20 protein-coding genes and 1 tRNA gene are annotated in these 15,210 nt (G+C 60.6%); 17 read left to right on the top strand and 4 right to left on the bottom strand.

Annotated elements, in window-relative coordinates; genetic code table 11:
- Window positions 1-8: 8 nt before the first annotated feature.
- The 12 genes from P3T24_RS21450 (at window position 9) to P3T24_RS21395 (ending at window position 6,356) form a co-directional block, all read left to right on the top strand.
- A complete protein-coding gene (locus P3T24_RS21450; RefSeq protein ID WP_429437637.1) occupies window positions 9-863 on the top strand; it encodes a hypothetical protein in 855 nt (284 codons plus the stop codon).
- 3 nt (window positions 864-866) lie between these two features.
- Window positions 867-1,013, top strand: a complete 147-nt coding sequence (locus tag P3T24_RS21445; protein WP_429437635.1) for a hypothetical protein — start codon at window positions 867-869, stop codon at window positions 1,011-1,013.
- Window positions 1,013-1,141: a hypothetical protein gene (locus P3T24_RS21440; RefSeq protein ID WP_429437632.1), complete on the top strand. Its 129-nt coding sequence runs from the start codon at window positions 1,013-1,015 to the stop codon at window positions 1,139-1,141. Before P3T24_RS21445 ends, P3T24_RS21440 begins: the two co-directional genes overlap by 1 nt.
- A gap of 575 nt (window positions 1,142-1,716) precedes the next feature.
- The gene (locus P3T24_RS21435; RefSeq protein ID WP_429437629.1) at window positions 1,717-2,082 is read left to right on the top strand and encodes a hypothetical protein; all 366 of its coding nucleotides are present in this window, start codon (window positions 1,717-1,719) and stop codon (window positions 2,080-2,082) included.
- Window positions 2,079-2,276, top strand: coding sequence for a hypothetical protein (locus P3T24_RS21430; RefSeq protein ID WP_429437627.1), 198 nt, complete (start codon window positions 2,079-2,081; stop codon window positions 2,274-2,276). The genes P3T24_RS21435 and P3T24_RS21430 overlap by 4 nt, the downstream gene beginning before the upstream one ends.
- 77 nt (window positions 2,277-2,353) lie before the next feature.
- Window positions 2,354-3,055 (top strand): DNA cytosine methyltransferase, encoded by a 702-nt coding sequence (locus P3T24_RS21425; RefSeq protein WP_429437624.1) that lies wholly within the window; start codon window positions 2,354-2,356, stop codon window positions 3,053-3,055.
- A gap of 2 nt (window positions 3,056-3,057) precedes the next feature.
- On the top strand, window positions 3,058-3,582 hold the full coding sequence (locus tag P3T24_RS21420) for a hypothetical protein (RefSeq protein WP_429437622.1): 525 nt from the start codon (window positions 3,058-3,060) through the stop codon (window positions 3,580-3,582).
- On the top strand, window positions 3,566-4,129 hold the full coding sequence (locus tag P3T24_RS21415) for a hypothetical protein (RefSeq protein ID WP_429437620.1): 564 nt from the start codon (window positions 3,566-3,568) through the stop codon (window positions 4,127-4,129). Before P3T24_RS21420 ends, P3T24_RS21415 begins: the two co-directional genes overlap by 17 nt.
- Before the next feature lie 127 nt (window positions 4,130-4,256).
- Entirely contained in the window at window positions 4,257-4,487 is a 231-nt protein-coding gene (locus P3T24_RS21410; RefSeq protein ID WP_429437617.1) for a hypothetical protein, read from the top strand.
- A complete protein-coding gene (locus tag P3T24_RS21405; RefSeq protein ID WP_429437615.1) occupies window positions 4,484-4,774 on the top strand; it encodes a hypothetical protein in 291 nt (96 codons plus the stop codon). Before P3T24_RS21410 ends, P3T24_RS21405 begins: the two co-directional genes overlap by 4 nt.
- Window positions 4,775-4,942: 168 nt before the next feature.
- The gene (locus tag P3T24_RS21400) at window positions 4,943-6,154 is read left to right on the top strand and encodes a tyrosine-type recombinase/integrase (protein WP_429437612.1); all 1,212 of its coding nucleotides are present in this window, start codon (window positions 4,943-4,945) and stop codon (window positions 6,152-6,154) included.
- Complete coding sequence (locus tag P3T24_RS21395; protein ID WP_429437610.1) at window positions 6,144-6,356, top strand: hypothetical protein; 213 nt, start codon at window positions 6,144-6,146, stop codon at window positions 6,354-6,356. The genes P3T24_RS21400 and P3T24_RS21395 overlap by 11 nt, the downstream gene beginning before the upstream one ends.
- Before the next feature lie 68 nt (window positions 6,357-6,424).
- Here the strand turns inward: P3T24_RS21395 and P3T24_RS21390 are convergent.
- A tRNA-Leu gene (locus P3T24_RS21390) sits at window positions 6,425-6,511 on the bottom strand.
- Window positions 6,512-6,740: 229 nt separating this feature from the next.
- Here P3T24_RS21390 and P3T24_RS21385 point away from each other — a divergent pair.
- Window positions 6,741-7,586 carry a squalene/phytoene synthase family protein gene (locus P3T24_RS21385; RefSeq protein ID WP_429437607.1) on the top strand — a complete coding sequence of 282 codons (846 nt, stop codon included), beginning with the start codon at window positions 6,741-6,743 and terminating at the stop codon, window positions 7,584-7,586.
- A gap of 82 nt (window positions 7,587-7,668) precedes the next feature.
- On the opposite strand, the gene P3T24_RS21380 is transcribed toward P3T24_RS21385, so the two are convergent.
- The 3 genes from P3T24_RS21380 to P3T24_RS21370 all read right to left on the bottom strand — a co-directional run bounded on the left by P3T24_RS21380 (window position 7,669) and on the right by P3T24_RS21370 (window position 11,160).
- On the bottom strand, window positions 7,669-8,904 hold the full coding sequence (locus tag P3T24_RS21380; protein ID WP_429437605.1) for a DUF1501 domain-containing protein: 1,236 nt from the start codon (window positions 8,902-8,904) through the stop codon (window positions 7,669-7,671).
- A 90-nt stretch (window positions 8,905-8,994) separates the two neighbouring features.
- On the bottom strand, window positions 8,995-10,614 hold the full coding sequence (locus P3T24_RS21375) for a DUF1800 domain-containing protein (protein WP_429437602.1): 1,620 nt from the start codon (window positions 10,612-10,614) through the stop codon (window positions 8,995-8,997).
- A gap of 213 nt (window positions 10,615-10,827) precedes the next feature.
- Window positions 10,828-11,160 carry a hypothetical protein gene (locus P3T24_RS21370; protein ID WP_074264775.1) on the bottom strand — a complete coding sequence of 111 codons (333 nt, stop codon included), beginning with the start codon at window positions 11,158-11,160 and terminating at the stop codon, window positions 10,828-10,830.
- 228 nt (window positions 11,161-11,388) lie between these two features.
- Between P3T24_RS21370 and ompR the strand changes: the two genes are divergently transcribed.
- The 4 genes from ompR to P3T24_RS21350 all read left to right on the top strand — a co-directional run bounded on the left by ompR (window position 11,389) and on the right by P3T24_RS21350 (window position 14,980).
- A complete protein-coding gene (ompR, locus tag P3T24_RS21365) occupies window positions 11,389-12,123 on the top strand; it encodes a two-component system response regulator OmpR (protein WP_006048917.1) in 735 nt (244 codons plus the stop codon).
- 44 nt (window positions 12,124-12,167) lie between these two features.
- Window positions 12,168-13,517: an ATP-binding protein gene (locus tag P3T24_RS21360; protein ID WP_429437600.1), complete on the top strand. Its 1,350-nt coding sequence runs from the start codon at window positions 12,168-12,170 to the stop codon at window positions 13,515-13,517.
- Between the two features lie 313 nt (window positions 13,518-13,830).
- Window positions 13,831-14,379, top strand: a complete 549-nt coding sequence (locus tag P3T24_RS21355; protein WP_074264777.1) for a peroxiredoxin — start codon at window positions 13,831-13,833, stop codon at window positions 14,377-14,379.
- A gap of 76 nt (window positions 14,380-14,455) precedes the next feature.
- On the top strand, window positions 14,456-14,980 hold the full coding sequence (locus P3T24_RS21350) for a carboxymuconolactone decarboxylase family protein (RefSeq protein WP_074264778.1): 525 nt from the start codon (window positions 14,456-14,458) through the stop codon (window positions 14,978-14,980).
- Window positions 14,981-15,210: the final 230 nt, after the last annotated feature.

Here is a 15,210-nt window from a genome sequence, read left to right as displayed (position 1 = left end):
TGCTAACCGTGAAAAGAATCACCATCGAAGAACTGGACGCCATCGATCTCAACTCTGGCGGTCATTCCTCGCCAGAGGAAGGCCACTGCCTGCTTGAGGTCGTCGCGATGTTTGCAGGCGAGGCTTTCGGCGACTCGCCGGCTTGCGTGGATCCGGTCCTGCGTTCGTTCGGAATTAGCTGGAACGACGGCATGCGGTCAGACGCCGAACGCGCGCAGCTCAAGCAATACATCGTGGGCCTTGTTGGCACGGCGAAGGGGCCAGAGCTTTCGCAGAAGCGCGGATGGATGGCGATGGACTGGCTGGTCCGCGTGCATTGTGCCGCGTGGCTCGCATTGACGCCGGCCCTCGTCCACCACTCTGAAGCGCTGAAGGCGCTGAGTCCGATTACTTGCGAGCACGAACTTTCTCGTGCGATGCCAGCACTTGATAAGGCGCGTCAATCGGCGAGAGAAGCCAGGGACGCCGCCTGGGACGCCGCCGCGGCCGCCGCCAGGGACGCCGCCTGGGACGCCGCCTGGGACGCCGCCAGGGTCGCCGCCGGGGACGCCGCCTGGGACGCCGCCAGGGCCGCCGCCGGGGCCGCCGCCGGGGGCGCCGCCGGGGCCGCCGCCGGGGCCGCCGCCGGGGGCGCCGCCAGGGCCGCCGCCTGGGCCGCCGCCAGGGACGCCGCCAGGGCCGCCGCCTGGGCCGCCGCCTGGGCCGCCGCCAGGGCCGCCGCCGGGGACGCCGCCGGGGCCGCCGCCAGGGCCGCCGCCAGGGCCGCCGCCAGGGCCGCCGCTCGAGCTGCGCTCGAGCCTACTGTCGCCGCTCTTCAAGCCAGTGCGCATGAGTTGTTCGCGCGCATGATCGACGCGGAGTAAGCCATGAGCCGACCCGCCAACGACAACGATTTGCTCGAGGCTGCATACGACGGCTTGGGCACGCTCGCGAAGGTTTGTGCTTATGTAGGAGCGGCTGCGATCGCGGGCGCGGCTCTGTACGTCTTCCTGTGCATTGGAGTGGGGTCGTAATGGAAACAGTCAAGTTTGGTTTGCGCATGTGCGCCACGTTCGTCGCAATCGTGCTGATCCTGGCGATGGCCCAGAAGTGGGACAACGCCGAGACGACCCACGTGCGCGCCGTCTACCGCAGTACCTGATCCCGTAGAGGCTCACCATGTTGCTGCTTTCTTGTGGGTTAGTAGTCCTATCCGTCTTCAATGCGGGCGTTTTCGCGGGCTTCGTCCTCAGCGCGCACTTTCGCAAGGTCGACCCTGCTCAAGCGCCGCAAGCGGTAAGAAATGATTTTTCCGATGAGCCTTGTCCTCTCGTCGGCGAATAACAGGCTCTCCTCCGCGCGGCCCCTCGGCGCGCGTTCATGCCGGCCAGTACGTGCGGCGTTTTTTTTGGATTCGATGTGGACGCCCTTTCTCTCTTTGCGCTTGCCCTGCCGGCAACAGCAGTTCTCGGAGGAGGAGCGGCCTTTTTAAGTGAGTGTGCTCGCGAGTTCCGTATGCCTCAGCCGATTCCCGTCACTGCCGAAATGATTGCTCGCGAGTTTCGCGAGCAACGTTGTGCAGGCTCCGCAGTCGATGCGATCACAAATCCTGTGGTCCGTCGTTGCCTGGAGGCGGGAGCGCGTGCGCGGGCAGTTCGCGAGTCGACTCAACCGTCTGCGGATCGGCGCCAGCAGCGGGACGTGAAGCGGTGCGCCGCGAACGATGGAGAGTGAGACATGACGGCGTTTTGTGTATTTGCATCGTCCATGCCAGTTGCGCGGGAGCGCGCTGAGAAGCAGGTGCCTCTGATCAAGCCCGGTACGCGCCTGCGTTATACGGAGTCTGAGTGGCGCGCTCTCGTCGAGGAGCGCGCCAGCGATATCTTTTGCCGGATGTCGCCGGTGCAGGTGTCGCCGGCATTCGATGCGCCACAGTTCTGTGATGAGTGGATAAGTCTCGCCAAGACGACAGGGCTGTACGAGGGCTATGTCACGAAGTGCCGCGGCGAATCACTCGACAAGAAGGGAAACCCGAAGATCAGCAAAACGAGTGGAATGCCAATCATCACGTGGGTGATTTTCGACGAACGGGTAACGGCATGACGGTCGGCGAACTGATTGAGGAGCTGCGCAAGTTCCCGGAGCACCACGTTGTGTATGTCGTCCACCCGGACGGCGAAGACGGTTCAACAGATGATTTCGGCGTCACTGATGCCATCGGCGAATCCTCAATTGCCGATGTATATGCCGGGGATCGCTGCACGGTTGTCGTCGATTGCATGCCGGGCAGCGCGTGAGCCGCGCCAGCAACTACGTTCTTGCTGCGGTGGCTGCGCTATTCCTGGTATCGGCGATGGTTTATTGGAGATGAGGTTTGAATGAGCTGGAACTTTTCGCAGGCCTTGGTGGAGGGATTCTCGCCGCTCAATTGCTCGGACATCGGACAGTCTGCGCGGTCGAGTCCAATCCCTACCGCATCCGACGACTCATGCAGCGACAAAATGAGGGGCATCTGCCACCTTTCCCAATTTGGGACGATGTACGCACCTTCGACGGATACCCGTGGCGCGGCATTGTTGATTGCATATCGGGCGGCTTTCCCTGTCAGGCCTATTCCTCGGCGGCTCGCGGAAGAAACGTTGCGGATGATCTCTGGCCGGAAATGCGGCGCATCGTGGCAGATGTCGCTCCCCGGTACGTACGCGCCGAGAACACCCAGCGCCGCGCAATCGACCGGGCAGCCGACGACCTTGAATCGATGGGTTACACCGTCCGATGCATCGCTCTTTCCGCGGCAGACGTGGGTGCTGACCACATTCGGATGCGGTACTGGCTATTTGCACACGCCGACGACGACCGCGAACTACGCCTGCAAGTCGATGCAGAAGTGGCCCAACTGTCGCGAGTACGTCCGGGTGTTTGGGATGCCTACCCCGACGAATCACGAATGGCTGATGGGCTGGCCAATCGGATGGAGCGACTTGAGGCTACTGGAGACGGACAGGTTCCAATCGTGGCTGCAGCAGCATTCCGAATCCTTGCTTACCGCCTAGCCCCGCATCACCTGGAGAATTAACCGTGAGTGAAGAATTGAAACCTGGCACTGAATTCCGAGAATGGTTTGAGCACGAATGGGCGATGTATGAAGACAAAGCCTTCACCAGTCGGGTTACGTCGATGGCTTGGGCGCTGAAGGCTTGGAGACACACTCGGGCGGTCCATCCTGGTCATTCTGGTGATGAAGTGTTCGACAGTCACGAGGTCGATCGCGGCACGCATATCGAAATCGTTCCGCACTATCGAAAAGCCGCCCCCGTTCTTCAAGATGGCGACGAGCGAGCACGGTTTGAGGCGTGGGCTAATTCAAATGGTTTCGGCCCGAAGTATCGGGAATCCATGTTCGCCGCCTGGCAAGCCGCTCTCGCATCCAACAAGGCCGCAGCGGTAGCGGTGGCACATCCGACGCCAATTTCGATTACCACAGATCAGATCGCCGAAATCGCTGGAAAGTACAACCTGGGCAATCCGCGACTCGACGCGCTACGCGGCTTCGTCAACGAAGTGATTATTGTCAACGGAGCCGAATATGCCAAATCCGAATAGCGGGCTGCTCCAGTCGCTGAACGACATCCAGTATGCATTTGCGCAATATGTCGTGAGACGTGACGACATCGGCCACGCCAATGTGAAGGCTTGCATTGAGAAAGCCCGTGAACTCGTCGCAGAATCCCCCGCTCCAATAGCGTCAGCCGAGGAGGCGGTGGACGATGATGCGCGCAACCTAGTCACGCTGGATCGTCGCGATCTATGGGATTGCGTGCGTGGCGCAATCTACGCGGCTTTGAACGACAAAATCCCGAAAAACTGCGTCGTGTCATGGGCATGGGAAGAGGCAACTAACCGGACGATGGATATTTTTCAGAAGATCGTTGATACCCATCCCGCAGCAGCGCAACCATCAAGGGCGCAAGTGCTGCAGCAAGCGGCGCAGTGGCAATGGCGCTGGATCGGCGATGCCGACGATGCATGGAGAAACTCTACCCAAGCCGAGTGCGAACGGATCGCGGGCTTTGCGCCCGAGAAACAACATTGGGAAGTTCGCACGCTCTATATCCATCCAGCAGCGGCGCGATCTCAAGGTCAGCCATGAAGCACATGAACTGTTTGATGGCCTCTGTCGGCTGGCTCGTCACGGTGCTTGCAATCGCTGGAGCTATTGGAATAGGGCACTTCAGACTCTACTACGGCCCAGAAGCGCCAATGTGCGGAGCAAAGCCATGACAGCAATTATCACAGTGGATGCAGCCACCGAAGATGTGACTGTCGAGTCAATTTTCTATGACGAGCAATTCAGGGCGAAAGACATTCTCACTACGCGAGTCAGCAAAGGAGATGTCCGCGCCATGGCAATCCGATCTGGATGTTATCTGCGAGTGATCGAGTCGGAGTCGCAGGAAGAGTGTTTCCCCGAGTGGGCAAGGGATTATAAGGCTGGAGGTACGGCGTGACAGCAGACGAAATCAAGGCTCTGGTCGAGCGCCTGCGTAAGCATCGGGAAACGGGCACTTGCATGGAAGGCACTATGTACTTGGCCAAGACCGCAGCCGATGCTCTCGAAACCCTCGCGCTAGAAAACCAGCGGTTACGGGCAGATGCGCACGCTCTTCGACAAGAGCTCCGAAATATGGCAAACGCCGAAACCCATGACTGGGACGATCCAACTCAGTTTGCGGCGTGGGCGAAAAGTCGTGCGCGCCATACGCTAGATGCCATCGAGCCGCCAAGTAAGGTTTGAAAGGAAAGTCATGATACGCTTCGTGACCATCAACAAATTCTGCGAGCTGACGGGCTACACGCGCCGTGCCGTCGAGGGGAAGCGCCAAGACGGCGTCTGGACCGAGGGCAGCGTGATCGTGAAGGCGCCCGATGGCCACATCCTGATCGACATGGAGGAGTTCCAGAAATGGGCCGTATCGGGACAGGAGTCGTCGAGATTTCAGACTCGAGCTACGAGATCTCTTTCACCTACCGCGGTGTCAGGTGTCGCGAGCGGTATAAAGCGAAGCCGTCCAAGGCCAATACTCGAAAGCTGATCCAGTGGCGAGCAGGCCTTCTGGACGACATCGAAAAAGGCGTGTTCGACTACGCGGCCGCCTTTCCAAATTCGAAGAACCTCGCGCGCTTCGCCGATCAGCCCGGCGACATCCTGACGGTCGAGAAGTATTTCGACACATGGCTCACCCGTAAGAAGGTTGAAGTCAAGGCCTCGACCTATGTCGGATATTACGGAATCGTAAACCGCCTGGTTATTCCGAAGTTCGGCAAGGTCGCGTTGTCGGATTTGAAGCGCGCCGCGATCCGCGATTGGCTTGCGACGATCGACAGCGCCAGCAAGAGGCCGGTCACCAATAAGCGCCTGTCCAACATCCAAAGCTGCATACGCTCGGCGCTCGCTGACGCGCTCGACGATGAGATCATCGACGCTAACCCGCTAGCGGGCTACACCTATTCGCGCATCGAGCGGCCCGTCGAGGGCCAGCCTGATGATGATGTCGACCCATTCACGCCGGACGAACAGGCGGCCATCCTGACGAAGATGCGTCCGACCGAGCGAGCACTGGTTCAGGTTTTCCTGTGGACCGGGCTGCGCACCTCGGAGGCGACGGCGCTCAACTGGTCGGATATCGATTTTATAGGTGGATTCATCCGCGTGCGCCGCGCAATCACGCGAGAAGCGAAAGGTGTGGCCGAGCTTCCGAAGACGACCGCAGGCCGCCGCGACGTCAAGATGCTGGATCCAGCTCGCACGGCATTGCTCGAGCAGAAGGCGCTCACATTTATGGCCGAGCTTGACGGCCCGGTGTTTGTGAATCCGACAACGCGCCAGCGATATTCCGGGTCGACGCAGATCTGGCGTGTCTGGCAAACCGCCCTTAAGCATGCCGGCGTCCGTTACCGACGCCCATACCAGACCCGCCACACTTACGCATCAATGATGCTCTCAGCCGGCGAGCACCCTATGTGGGTAGCAAAACAGATGGGTCACGCAGACTGGACGATGATCGCCCGCGTGTACGGTCGCTGGATGCCTTCCGCTGACACGTCGGCGGGCAGCAAAGCGGTGGAGATGTTCTCCGGCACCAGCCTTTCAAAGCGAGCAAAAAATGGCCGATGAACAGTTTCAATACCCGCTTCCGCGCGTGATTGGCACCCTAATCCCGATCCCGCCAGAAGCCGGAAAACTGGTCGCGATGACTATATTTAAGGACCGCCTAATCATTGCGGCGGAGTTCGGCATCTTCGAATATGTCGACGGGCAGCTCGTGCCTATCCCGGTTGCGTCTAATGCTGTCAAATTCCCTGTCAAACTGGGCTGAAAACATCAGTATCCTGCCGTATTTTTTGACAGCTTAAAAAATAAGACCGTTGATTTAAAAGGAATTTTTGGTGCGAGGAAGGGGACTCGAACCCCTACACCATTGCTGGCGTCAGGACCTAAACCTGGTGCGTCTACCAATTTCGCCATCCTCGCGCCGGGTCAAGCGCATGCGCGCCGCGCCCGATGTGTGGCTCGCCAGCGGCCGTACTTCGCCAGCAGGAGCCGGTTTGACGTACGTCCGAAAGCGTAAGCGCGAGATTCTAACCGATTGATTTGCGCTTGTCTGCATTTGCCCGACGTATGTCGATGCTACAATTTTTGGCTAATGTTCGTACGGCATACACGCCGTCCCCACCGCGCTTCAGCCCCACACTCCATTCAAGTGAATTTCGACGAATATTGCCAGCAGAAAGCGGCGCCCCCCGGTTCGAGCAGCTACTACGCGCTGCGCGAGGCGCCAGCAGGACGCCGGCCGCTCCTGACCTCCCTGTTTGCACTGCGCCGCGAGTTCGAGGAGACCGTCAAGGAAACCAGCGATCCGGCCGTTGGCCGCACCAAGCTCGCGTGGTGGCGAAAGGAAATCGCGGCACTGGCAGCAGGCGCGCCCTCGCATCCGGTATCGAAGGCGCTCACCGCTCATATGAGGGGTGGCGCGCAAGCCATGGAAGCCGAGTATCCGGCGCTGCAAACGCTGCTGGCCGGCTTCGAAATGGACCTCGACCAGGCCCGTTACCTCGATTACCCGAATCTGCGTCGCTATCTGCAGGGTGTCGGCGGCACGTTTGCCACGCTGACCGCACGCGCCACCGCGCATAACCCAGCGCAGGCTGCCTCATGGGCCGCACCGCTAGGTGAGGCAATGTTGCTGGCGCAACTGATCGCCGAACTCGGCAACGACGCGCGGCACGGGCGCATCTATATTCCGGTCGACGAAATGCAGCGCTTCAACGTCACCGCGGCAGATGTGATCAACCGCAAATACAGTGACGCGTTCACCGAGCTGATGCGCTTTCAGACGAAGCGCGCCCGCGAAGCACTGAACACCGCCCTCGCCGCGATACCTGCCGGCGAGCGGCGCACGCAGCGCACCCTGCGGGCTCAGGCCGCTCTCGCGCTGGCGTTGCTCGATGAGATCGAACGCGATGGCTACCACGTGCTGCATCAAAGCATCGCGCTCACGCCAATCCGCAAGCTGTGGGTCGCGTGGCGCGGCGCGCGCCAACGCTGAACCGCGTCCACAACCACACAACACCAGCACACCGCATCGCCGCATCGGTCGTCAACCGGCGCTCGGCACCAGGCGCGAAATTTCACACACGCAGCAACGACAACGGCTCGAAGCGCTGCTGCAACACCGCCGTAGCGTCGAGTCCCCACCAAGGCCCAAGCACGGTCGCATAGATCTGGCGGAAGTCGACGCCCACCGGCAAGTTACCGCTGCCGTCCAGTTGCGTCAGCACCGGCGGCGCGCCGTACAAGCCGCCGCGCACCCGTCCACCCATCACGAAATGCGGCGCCACCGTGCCGTGATCGGTCCCATTGCTCTGATTCTCGCGCGGCCTGCGTCCGAACTCCGCGTAGGTCACCACCAGCGTATTGTCCCAACGTCCCAACTCGACCAGCGCCGACTTCATCGACGCAAAACCTTCCGCGAGCTGCTTGAGCAACGCGGCCTGCTGCCCAGGCTGGTTCTGGTGCGTGTCGAAGCCGTTGAGCGTGAGCCGGATCACTGCCACGCCCTGCCCGTTCAGCGGCTTGCCCTGCGGGGTGTCGCCAGCGGCCAGCACTTGCATCGCCGTCTTGATCGAAGTCCCAAACGCGCCCTGCGGAAAAGCCGTCTTGAGCGGAAGCTGACCTTCGCGTGGACGCAGGCGGTCGGCGGCCTTCACGATATCGTTCTCGACGTCGAGAATATGCGCGAGCTCGGGATTGCGCTCATGCAGCGACACAGGCGTCGCGAGGCGCGAAGCCTTGATGAACTGCGCCGGATTCACGAGCGCAATGGCTCGTGCGCCGTTGGCGAGCGGCCCCATCTCGGCACTACCGATCACCACGCCGTCCGCGACAAAACTCGGCGGTACCGCGTGCTGCGCGAACGCGCGTGTCAACCAGCCTTCGCGAAGATATTGATCCGAGCGCGAGGCGGTGTCCCATATCTCGATAGAGCGGAAATGTGAGAGATTCGGCTGTGTATAGCTGACGCCCTGCACGATGGCCAGTTGCTGGCTCTGCCATAGCGGCATCAGCGGTTGCAAAGAGGGATGCAAGGCCGTGCGCTCGTCGAGCTGGATAACCTGCTCGCGCTTGATGCCGATGTTCTTGCGTAACTGATAGTAAGCAGGATCCGCGTAAGGGATGACTGTATTCAGTCCGTCGTTGCCGCCTTTCAACTCTACGAGAATCAGCAGATTGCCGTAACCGCCGCGCGCGAGCGTCGTTGCCGCCGCTGCATCGGACTGGCTCGCGCCCTGCGCACCGAACGCCCGCGGCAGCCAAAGGGCCGCGCCTGCCGCTGTGGTCATCGAAAGAAAATCGCGCCGTCTCATGCTGCACCTCATTCGTTTGTAGCTACGTGGAGTGCGCCGCCCGGTCCGCGCCGCTTCGATTCTTCATTTCTTCGGTTCGACAAAACTCACTTACTTCAACTGATATGCCGGATCCATCAACAGCGCTTCCAGGTAAGCGCTCGCGGTCGAATCGGTTTCGATGGCATCGACCGGAGCAATCGGCAACACCGCGTGCTGCAATTGCAGGTCAGCGGAGAGGCCCGCTTTCGCGGTTGGAGCCGTGTTGAACTGCGCGAGCCACGTGTCGATATCAAAGCGTACTCCGCCCTGACCCACCCGCGCCATCGCGCGCTGCACCATCGCCGCCTTCGGGTCCTGGCTCATCGTGCCGTTTTGCGGACGATGCGGCGCGGCGGTCTCGGTGGCGCGGAAGATCTGCTCGACGAACTGCTTGCGTGCGAGCAGCGTCGAACTGTTGATCCACGTCGTGCCACCGGGCCAGCCCTTCACGTTGGGTGGATAGAACAGGTTCTCACCCAGATTGCGAATCTGTCCGGCGAACGGTGCCGTGTTGTCGTAGCTGATATCGAATTCGCGCAGCGCTCCCACCACGAACTCAGCGGGCGACTTCACCAGCACGCCGCGATTGCGCTCGTCCCAGAACGCATCGCTGAGGAAGAGTCCGCGTAATGCGACTTTTATGTCGTAATGACTGGCGCGAAAGCGCTCGGCAACCGCTGCGATCTGCGCCGGGTCCGGCGTATCGGAGACGAACTCGCGCCACAACTTTGTCGTGACGAAGGTGGCGGTCTCAGGACGCGCCAGCAGAATGTCGAGCACCTGGTCGCCGTCGAACGGACCGCTCTGGCCGAGTACGGTCTTGACTGCATCGTCATGCAGGTTGGCGCGCCACACGTACGCCTGGGTATCCGGATCGAGGCTCCATCCTGTGTAGGCACGCGCTGCTTCCGACACGTCCTGCTGCGTATAGTGGCCTTCGCCGAGCGTGAACAGTTCCATCACTTCGCGGGCAAAGTTTTCGTTGGGCTTGCCCTTGCGGCTGCCCGCGCCGTCGAGGTACTGCAGCATGGCCGGATCTTTCGCGACGTCGTGCAGCATCTGGCCGAAATTGCCCAGCGCGTCGCGTCTGAGCAGCATGTCCTGTTGCGCCATCTGCTGCGGATAGCCGACCTTGTCCTGGCCCGAGGTGAAATGGTTGTGCCAGAAGAGCGTCATGCGCTCGGTCAGCGGCGACGGCGTGGTCAACATCTCGCGCACCCACCATGCGCGCAACTCTTCGTAACGCTGACCGCGCGTGCGCCCTTCGGCTTGCCGCTGATCCTGCGTCCAGGCCTTGCGCTCGTCACGGGTCGGGATCGGCTCCAGGACCCACGCGGGCATCGGCGTAAAGGATTCGGTGCGCGCCGTGGACAACACCTTGTCGACTGCCTGCGCACGCGTCAGCCCCACGTATTGCGCGACTTCGGCGTTGTCCGGCGCAAATCCCACCCGTGTCAGGAAAAAGCGCGCATCATCAGCGTCAAGCAGAGCTTCGGCCGAGTCGTCGTCGGTCGCCACCGGTGCATGGTGTTTGCCGCGCTGACCATGCGTTGAAGTTGACGCGGGCGCTGTGCCGTTCTGGGCGTCGGCCACTTGCGCGCCCACCAGCGCTGCGAGCGCAACGACGGCAAAGAACAAGGTGAGCACGGGATTCGACCTGTCGCCGGTGCGCCTTAGCAGCTTTTTCATTGTCAGTCGTCCGTGGTCCGGTAGCGGTGTCGAGAAGACGCCAGCTTGGCATGCGAGTCATACGTGACACGCACGATCATCCTCTCTGGCCACTCAACGGCAGATCAGGCGGGAAAGTTGACGGGGGAAGTGAAACGAAATTTTTCACGCGCATCGCGACACGCTGCGCGTCGCACCAGGCGGTACTCGACGGTGGAAGCTGGGCGTAGTGCCCTAGCGTTTGTACAACTCGCGAACGGCGTCTTCGATGTGCTGACGTAGCAGACGCCGCTCTTCGGGCGTCATGTGGCCGTCGCGGCGACGCTGATCCAGATCGGGGGGAACTGCAGCACGCATCATGGCGTCTGAAGCTTGGTGATCCGGTTCGGGAGTATGCGGCTGGTGCGACAGTTTGAAGGCGCGGAAGCGCGGCGCGTGTGGGTTCGATGCCCGTTCGTCGGTGGACTGGGCATGGGCGAGCGAAGGGCCTAATGTGCCCGCGAGTGTGCCGGCCACAGCCAGCGCAATCACGCGTAGGCGCACATTCGGCCAAACCCCTCCCTTCATCTTGTTCCCTTCGTGGTGCGGCAACCGGCTATCCTAAATGCGTGTACAAACCCCGGAAAAAAAGCCGGGTGCGAATTTTAGTCGAGTGAAGTATCCACCGAACAGCCGCATTCAGTAAAGCAGTCTACGCGTCACCGCTTTACGCCATGCCACAGTGCGGGTAAATTTTGTAACTGACTGTAACCCGCGAATTGATGCAAACTCGCGCCACTTTGTAATCGCGCTAAGATGCCGACCATGGAAACCAAAAACCCTTCGAAAATCCTCGTCGTCGATGACGATCCGCGTCTGCGCGATCTTCTACGCCGCTACCTTGGCGAACAGGGCTTCAATGTCTACGTCGCCGAAAATGCGCCGTCAATGAACAAGCTTTGGGTGCGTGAGCGTTTCGACCTGCTGGTGCTCGACCTGATGCTGCCCGGCGAAGACGGCCTGTCGATCTGCCGTCGCCTGCGCGGCAGCAACGATCGCACGCCGATCATCATGCTGACGGCCAAAGGTGAAGACGTCGACCGTATCGTCGGGCTCGAGATGGGCGCGGACGACTATCTGCCGAAGCCGTTCAACCCGCGCGAGCTGGTGGCGCGCATCCACGCGGTGCTGCGCCGGCAGTCGCCGTCGGAACTGCCGGGTGCGCCGTCCGAGACCACCGAGGTCTTCGAGTTCGGCGAGTTCGCGCTCAACCTCGCCACCCGCACGCTGACCAAGGCCGGCCAGGAAATCCCGCTGACCACTGGCGAGTTCTCCGTGCTGAAGGTGTTCGCCCGTCATCCGCGCCAGCCTCTGTCGCGCGAAAAGTTGATGGAACTGGCGCGCGGTCGTGAATACGAAGTGTTCGACCGCAGCCTCGACGTGCAGATCTCGCGTCTGCGCAAGCTGATCGAACCGGATCCGGGCAGCCCGCGCTTTATCCAGACCGTCTGGGGTCTTGGCTACGTATTCATTCCCGACGGCGCAGCCTGAGTTTGTTCGCGCTTTCCGCTTTTGTTTTCAGATAAGAAGGGCCCATGCGGATCGACCGGCGCCTCCTGACGCTCGCGTTCGGTGGCCTTTTCTGGCGGACCTTTCTGCTGATTGCATTATTGATCGCAGTCAGTCTCGCCGCCTGGTTCCAGAGCTTCCGGGTGATCGAACGCGAGCCGCGCGCGCAGCGCGTGGCGTTGCAGCTCGTCGCGATCGTGAAGCTCACACGCACCGCACTTCTCTATTCCGATCCCGACCTGCGGCGCGCACTGCTGCAAGATCTGGAAAGCAATGAAGGGGTGCGCGTGTATCCGCGCGAAACCTCCGACAAGTACAAGCTGCAACCGGACGAGTCGTTGAACCGGCTGATCGAACACGACATCCGTGGACGGCTCGGCGACGACACGGTGATTGCGCAATCGGTCAACGACATCCCGGGCGTCTGGATCAGCTTCAAGATCGACGACGACGATTACTGGGTCGCGCTCGACCGCGATCAGCTCGATAACGCGACAGGCCTGCAATGGGCCGGATGGGGTGTATTTGCACTTGCGCTATCGCTATTTGGCGCAGCCTTCATCACGAGTCTGGTGAACCGGCCATTTGCGCGTCTCGCGATGGCGGCGCGCAAGGTGGGCTCGGGGCAGTCGCCCGAGCCGCTGCCCGAGCGCGGCATGGGCGTGGCCGCCGAGACCAATCGAAGCTTCAACCAGATGGTGCAGGATCTCGAGCAGCTCGAAGCCGACCGCGCGCTGATGCTTGCCGGCATCTCGCACGACCTGCGCACCCCGCTCGCCCGGCTGCGGCTCGAAACCGAAATGAGCCCATCGGATCAGACCACCAAGGACGCGATGGTCGACGACATCGAGCAGATGGACATGATCATCGGCCGATTCCTCGATTACGCGCGACCGGTGCAAAGAGTCCCGGAACCTGTCGACCTTTCCGTGATCGCAGGAGAACTGGCGGCGCGAATTGCGTCGGAGGACGGCATGCGGCTGATCACGCGGCTGGCGCCATCGGCGGTGATCGAGGCCGACGAAACCGATATGCGGCGCGTGATCGGCAACCTGCTCGAGAACGCCCGCAAATATGGTCTGAGCGAGGGCGACGGCATTCCGCGCGTGATCCTCGAGACGCGTGTGTCGCACTCGCGTGTCGAGCTTTCGGTGGTCGACGAAGGTCCGGGCATTCCGGAAGACCAGCTGACGCTCGTCACACGCCCGTTTTACCGCGTCGACACAGCGCGGACCCAGGCCAACGGCACCGGACTCGGCATGGCGATCGTGCAGCGACTGGTCGGCCGGTATCGCGGCGGCCTGCGACTGCGCAACCGCAGCCCAGGGCCGGGACTCGAAGTCACGATCGAATTTCCGCTCGCCAAGGGCGCCTGAGGCATCGGGAAACTCCCGTGGCCCCACGTACTGCCAGCGCCTCGGCGCCTCGCAGCACCCCATATTGCGGTGCATGAGCGCGCCAACCTGCCGCGCAACAGCCCTGCCGTAAACGCCGCGGAAGCGGTGACATTTGAACAATCTATCGACGCGGTGAAGAAAAACTATCCACTTTATTAGTTAAAAACTATTGCTGCGATGCATCAATAGAGTTATAATTAAGTCTGTGTAACGTATTCGTTACAGCGAGCAGGTAGCCTGAACAGGCCGTTTTTTCCAACTCATTGGCAACCCTTCACAGGAGTATTTCCGCATGAAAACCGTTGGCGACAAACTGGAAGCTTTCACCGTCACCGCAGCCAAGCCGGGCTTCAACAACCATGAAGAAAACGGCGTGTCGGCGTTCGAAGAAATCACCGAACAGTCGTTCCCGGGCAAGTGGAAGATCATCTACTTCTACCCGAAGGACTTCACTTTTGTGTGCCCGACGGAAATCGTCGAATTCGGCAAGCTGGCTGGCGACTTCGCAGAGCGCGATGCTGTGCTGCTGGGCGGCAGCGTGGACAACGAGTTCGTGAAGCTGGCATGGCGCCGTGAGCACAAGGATCTGAGCAAGCTGAACCACTACGCGTTCGGCGACGTCAAGGGCGAGCTGATCGACCAACTGGGCGTGCGCGACAAGGAAGCTGGCGTGGCGCTGCGCGCAACGTTCATCGTCGACCCGGACAACACGATCCAGCACGTTTCGGTGAACAACCTGAACGTTGGCCGTAACCCGGAAGAAGTGCTGCGTATTCTGGACGGTCTGCAAACGGACGAACTGTGCCCGTGCAATCGTGCAGTTGGCGGCGCAACGCTGTAAGCCTTGCAAGTCGAAAGCCCGCTAAGCTTGAAAAAGCCGGCGGGCTTTTTTATCGGCAACCTGATAGGAGATATCAATGGAATTCTTGTCTGCGATTAAAGCACTTGTTCCTGACTACGCTAAAGACATTCGTTTGAACCTGGACGGCACGATTGCGCGGTCATCGCTGGAGGGCACAGATGCCGTGGGTGTGGCGTTGGCTGCCGCGTTTGCGGCGAAGAGCCCGGTGATTGTCGATGCGATTCGCAATGCGGGTGTGTTGTCTCCCGAGGAAGTCAATGGCGCGCTGACGGCTGCTGCATTGATGGGGATGAATAACGTCTGGTATCCGTATGTGGAGATGACTGACAATGCGGATCTGAAGTCGCAGCCGGCGCAGTTACGGATGAATGCTTATGCTTCGCACGGTGGCGTGGATAAGCGGCGGTTTGAGATGTATGCGCTTGCGGCTTCTATTATTGGCAAGTGCCATTTTTGTGTTAAATCGCACTTTGATACGCTTGTTGCTGAGGGGATGAGTTCTACTCAGTTGCGGGATGTGGGGCGTATTGCTGCGGTTGTTAATGCTGCTTCGCAGGTTATTGTGGCTGAAGGGAAGTAATCAGGTTTTTCACTTTCTGTGGGACGCTGCGCGGGTGGGTTTTTTATGCGTAGCGTTTGCGGTTGATTTATTTGCCTGCGCGGCGCTTTGTCCTTGTTCTTGCGGTAGACCGAGAACAAATCAAGGACAGGCCAAGAGGGTGTAAATAGTTTTGTGTAAACGGTCATTTGGCAGGAGACTGCCAGTAACAGGAGCGACGATGACCGTAGCGAAACGCAATAAACGGGTAA

It is taken from the genome of Paraburkholderia sp. GAS33 (assembly GCF_050436645.1).
Taxonomy (GTDB): domain Bacteria; phylum Pseudomonadota; class Gammaproteobacteria; order Burkholderiales; family Burkholderiaceae; genus Paraburkholderia; species Paraburkholderia phenazinium_B.
Note: the sequence above shows the minus strand (reverse complement) of the source record. Positions and strands in the feature narration are given on the sequence as shown.